The organism is Burkholderia sp. Bp8963, assembly GCF_003854275.1.
Classification (GTDB): Bacteria; Pseudomonadota; Gammaproteobacteria; order Burkholderiales; family Burkholderiaceae; genus Burkholderia.
The window spans coordinates 1-5033 of sequence record NZ_QTQP01000110.1 but is presented as its reverse complement, the minus strand read 5'-3'; the positions used below and the strand labels follow the sequence as shown (position 1 = coordinate 5033).

Annotated in this window: 3 protein-coding genes and 1 pseudogene; 3 read left to right on the top strand and 1 reads right to left on the bottom strand. The window is 57.2% G+C overall.

Annotation, left to right across the window (positions count from 1 at the left end; all coding sequences use genetic code 11):
* Positions 1-680 precede the first annotated feature (680 nt).
* From DID96_RS37290 to DID96_RS37280, 3 genes are all read left to right on the top strand, one after another.
* The gene (locus DID96_RS37290) at positions 681-1805 is read left to right on the top strand and encodes a fatty acid desaturase (RefSeq protein ID WP_260464171.1); all 1125 of its coding nucleotides are present in this window, start codon (positions 681-683) and stop codon (positions 1803-1805) included.
* Between the two features lie 7 nt (positions 1806-1812).
* A complete protein-coding gene (locus DID96_RS37285) occupies positions 1813-2628 on the top strand; it encodes a phosphate/phosphite/phosphonate ABC transporter substrate-binding protein (RefSeq protein WP_124604274.1) in 816 nt (271 codons plus the stop codon).
* Positions 2629-3236: 608 nt separating this feature from the next.
* A complete protein-coding gene (locus DID96_RS37280; protein ID WP_124604272.1) occupies positions 3237-4037 on the top strand; it encodes a PhzF family phenazine biosynthesis protein in 801 nt (266 codons plus the stop codon).
* An 853-nt stretch (positions 4038-4890) separates the two neighbouring features.
* On the opposite strand, the pseudogene DID96_RS37275 reads toward DID96_RS37280, so the two are convergent.
* Positions 4891-5033: pseudogene (locus tag DID96_RS37275) on the bottom strand (IS630 family transposase); the annotation flags it as partial.

Here is a 5033-nt window from a genome sequence, read left to right as displayed (position 1 = left end):
ATGCAGGCTGCCAGCGCGCACCAATGAGTCGGCCGGTCATCGCGGCGCTGCCGTTCCCCTTATACCGCATCCTCGTCCCAGTTTCTCCGCGAACGCTGGGCCCGGCACGGGGTTGAATCGCTCCACAAGCTTGCACCGAACGCGGGACAAGCCACAATTTCAGTGGGCTATGCCGGGACATTCGGCGGGACGCAAAAGCTTAATGGAGTCTCGACCGGATTGAAGACTGACGAGCAACAGATACGAGTGAGTTACTCGCAATTTTTCACACGGACGCTGGAAGGTACCGTTTCCGTCAGTCACGATCTGTATGCACGCGGACAGTTCAAAGAAAATTTCGGCGTGCTGTTTCGGATTGCAAAGTTGTTCTGACCGGATCTACTCAGATAACGGACCTGCAGGTCACGCAATACCGCCCGGTCCTCCCTGGCGATTAGGTAGGCGAATACCACAGTCTTGGAATTGCAAAATTCATACGAACAATTAACGACTAGGCGTCCGACGTGACGTCGATGCAGACGTCAGAGGGGCGATTGATCTACTTTCAGCATTGAAGGCGGCCACTTGAGGCCTTGCCGACAAATGCGCATTACAACGAATGCAAAGCAGAATTCATTGGTTCACCAAGGGGGAGGGCCGCCTTTATCGTGAGTGGCCGTTGTACCTGAAGGTGAACCATTGTGGAAGGATTTTTTCCGGCCGACGTGAACGCAGCCGCGTCCAGACATGCGCTAAGTGCAACCTATTTGAATGAACCGCAGCGCGAGCAGGTGGCTGCCGAACGGGCATCGTGGACCTGGCGCACGGATTGGCCGACGTGGCTACTGATTTGTACGATCTATGGGTCATGGTTTGGCATCGCCATGCAAGCAAGCCGTATCGGGCTGCCGACCGCGATTCCGCTGCTGGCCATAGTGAGCGCCTGGTTCATGTCGCTGCAGCACGAGTTGATACACGGCCATCCGACTCGCTCACCCATCATCAATGCCGCTCTCGGTTTCGCGCCGCTGGCGGTGTGGTTTCCTTACGCGGTTTATCGCCGCTCGCACTTGAAGCATCATGCCACCACGGCACTGACGGATCCGATTGCTGACCCTGAAAGTTTTTTTGTCAGCTCCTGCGACTGGCTTCAGGCACCAGGAATCGTTCGTACGCTGTGGCGCGCGCGCGCGACATTCGCGGGACGCGTGATGATCGGCCCGGCCTTGACACTCGCGTCGACGGCTCGCGACGCCAGCAGACGCATTGCAAGCGGCGATTGGCGCGATGTGCCGGCGTGCGTGGCGCACGGAGTGGCGCTGGCGGCGCTATGCGTCTGGCTCGATCGAAAATGCGGCATTCCCGCATGGCTGTTCGTTATGGGTGTCGGATATCCGGCACTCTCCATCACTTCGGTTCGGTCTTTTCAGGAGCACCGAAATCACGCCGATCCGAAACGTCGCAGCGTCATCAATCATCCGTCGTGGGCCTGGCGACTGCTTTTTTTGAATAACAATCTGCATGCTGTGCACCACGACTTACCATCGGTGCCATGGTTTGCTCTTCCGACCGTCTACCGCCGTCACGCGAGCGCGTATGATCAGCGCAACGAGGGTTATGTGGTGAGTGGCTATCTTGAATGGTGGCGACGCTTTGCATTTACACCCGCCAGCTTTATTGCCCCTCCAGAAGGTCCGTCTCGTGGCTTTGGTGAAGCCGTCACGGCTGAGACAACTTGTGCGGCGTGCGTGTCAGCGAAAATGCGGACCGCCGACGCAAAGCTGAGCTTAGCCGAAATGGGCAAAAACATGTCGTCCTGCTTGTGAGCCTGCCATGCCCACGGATCTTGTCGCCGCATTACCGATGTACAACGTCGCGCCGCAGCTTGCGCACGTCTGGCGTGAGTTGGCGCAGGAATTGAATAAGCGCCTGGCCCTGCACAGTAAGAGCGGGAGACTCGAAATCCTCTCGACTGACGAGGGGAGCCTGGACGCGATCTGGCGCCGGAGCGATTTGCTCCTGTCGCAAACTTGCGGTTATCCGCTGACGCATGGCTTGGCCGAGCATGTGCATGTGCTTGGGGTGCCGATATTTGATGCACCAGGCTGCGAAAGGCACTTTTATTCCAGCGCGATTGTGGTTCGCCGGGCCGACCGCACGTCGTCGCTCGAGGATTACCGAGGAAAAATCGCGGCGTACAACGACGACGATTCTCATAGTGGAATGAATGCGTTGCGTCACACCATCGCATCGCTGGCGATCGGCGGTCGTTTTTTCAGCGGGGCGCTTCGAACCGGCTCACATCTGAATTCATTGCGCGCGGTGTGCGAGCACCGCGCCGATATCGCGGCAATCGACTGCGTGACGCTTGCATTTGTGCGTGATCACGTGCCGGGGCTCACCGAGCCGCTGCGCACGCTTGGTTTTACACGTTCAGCGCCGGGGCTGCCGTTTATCGCATCCCGAAGCCTTGGTCCCGATACGCTTCGCCTGATTGCACCGGCGCTGAATGATGTGATTGCTTCGCACTCGCTACTTGCCGGCCGCCTGCGCCTGAGGGGATTGGCTTTAATCCCGGTAAGTGAGTATCAACCTATTCTCGATATGGAAGCTGAAGCCGTGCGCACGGGTTATCCCAATCTCGTGTGAAAGTCGCTCGCGAGGCGATGATTAGGTTCGCTTGAGGGGCAAGGCCTATCAACATCGGGCGGACAGATGAAAACCGCGCCACCTCTTCCGGACGTAATGGATTCTCTTCCTGTGAATGGAAGGCTCAGCAACGGCGGCGACCTCTTCGGCCGGCAAGCCTTTGTCGGACTGCAATTCGAATCCGCTTGCCTGACAGCTGATATGGGCGGCCGCTGACGGGCGAACGTCAGTAAAGCGCTCGCTGCCACACAATTCGCCGGTGCCCGACGGCTCAACGAACGTCCACGCAAGACACTAAACTTCGATACACCGGCTGAACGATTCCATCAAGCTGTTGCATCGACCGGTTGAATCCGCCGCCAGTTCCGGACGCTGGCCAGCGTTTTCGCACGGACGTTTGAACGTCGGCTCCGCCCAGACAACGGGCCTTCGCGCACAGGTTGCGCCCGCCGCGTCGTCGGCCCAAGTACACGCTCGCTGGCCACGGTCACATTCTGTGCCGGGCATCGCAAACTGTACATGTTCGCCAGGTTAGCGCTTTGATATCGTATTCAACGAATTGGACTATCGGCTGTCGACTAACTTCTCGCTTTGAACAGGCGCATATCATGAAACTGCCGCTCTATCAGATTGACGCATTTACGGACAAGGTCTTTAAGGGCAACTACGCTGCGGTGGTACCGCTCGAACGCTGGTTACCCGATAGTTTGATGCAGGAGATCGCTACCGAGAATAATCTGTCTGAAACAGCATTCTTTGTGCAAAATGATGACGGCGCGTTCGACATCCGCTGGTTTTCGCCGCTCACCGAAATCGCCTTTTGTGGACATGCCACGCTGGCAAGTGCATATGTGATCTTCAAGCGAAATGATGATCTGGACGTCATCGAATTTGTTGCGAAAGCGGTCGGTCGGCTTACAGTTTGCCGTATGCATGACGGTCTGATCGAAATGAGCTTCCCGCAGCGCCGGCCTGAAAGCCTGAACGAGATACCAGAAAACCTGATTCAGGGACTTTCGATACGGCCTCAAGAAGTGCTGATAAACCAGCAAGCCTACGTTGCCATTTACGAAACAGAACAAGAGGTACGATCCGTCGTACCCGAACTCAATCTGCTGTCCACACTTGCTCCGCTCGATGTCGTCGTGACAGCGCGCGGCGATGACCACGATTTTGTGTCCCGCTACTTCTGGCCTGCCAATGGCGGAAATGAAGATCCAGTGACCGGATCCATTCACGCCGCGCTTGCGCCATTCTGGTCCGAGCGTTTGGGCAAGTCTGAACTCGTAGCCATGCAAGTGTCACGGCGCAGCGGGCTGCTTCATTGCCGCATGCAAGCCGACCGGGTGTATATCTCCGGTCAGGCCGTTCAATACCTTGAAGGGACAATCGAAGTCCCGAAAGCGTAGGCTATAAAGTTCACGTTACGTGGTGTCTTTCACTGGAGTCCCGTGGTTCGATTTGCCACGTCGGCCGACTCGACTGCAGGAACGACCGTTTCACCTTGGAAGCTGTCGTTAGCGCCGCGCCGGGTCGAAGGGGCAGAAGTGGGTCGGCTACGGAAGTTGTCGGCTCATGTTGCAGTGCACGACCGGCACCCAGCGCCGGACTTCCGAATTCGGCCAGGAACGGACTTTGGCGGGTGCCGGCGAGCGGTCACTCGAACGTCGGCTTCGTGCTGCACAAGGGACCTTCGCACGCCGAGCCGGCCTGCTCCGGGAAAGTTCTCTGAAGCTTGGCGCACCGCGCAAGGTTGCCGACCCAAGTGCACTCAGTCAGTGCCACTCTATGTGATCGCGATCGCATCACCCTCAGCCGCACCGGCAAACTTTCCGCTGGGAAAGGTGCCGAGCTCATAACGGAGTCACTGGCTGGCAAAACACTGACCAGAGATGCTCACGCCCCCTCCTCGTTCGCGCTCGCGGAAATGTCCCCTGCCTATCACGAATGAATCAAATTTCGCGGCTTCAGCTGTGGCAGCCGGTCGGTTCGACAGGCGCGATGTTGCACTCATTAACCAATCAAATCAAGTAATTAGCGCTACCCGCCCGCGTCGATTTAGCGCTAAGGAAGCACCGGGTAAATACGTGAAGTCCCGCATGCGCGTGTCGAGAACGAAACGATTTTCGACGATTCGCACAAGTGTTCATTGCTTCGTCCTTTCAAAGACCGTCACATAAGGGGGAGAGCATTTTTGGTACAGGCATTGCGTTCGTGATGCGGGTGGCGAACTTTTAGGCCACCTGGGCGTGACTGCATTACTCATAGGTCAGAAATATAGCGGACAGATGGATGTCTGAAGAACGCGCGGACGAGCTTCGGGTCTTGCCCAATTTTTTCAAGCTGTTCATGGATCCGCGGCCCGAGTTTTTCACCCTTTTGCAAAGGGCGTCGCGCGACGCCGC

Bases quoted from the DNA above. Each gene is read 5' to 3' on its own strand.
- DID96_RS37285 (WP_124604274.1), top strand. From the start codon at position 1,813: ATGCCCACGGATCTTGTCGCCGCATTACCGATGTACAACGTCGCGCCG.
- DID96_RS37280 (WP_124604272.1), top strand. From the start codon at position 3,237: ATGAAACTGCCGCTCTATCAGATTGACGCATTTACGGACAAGGTCTTT.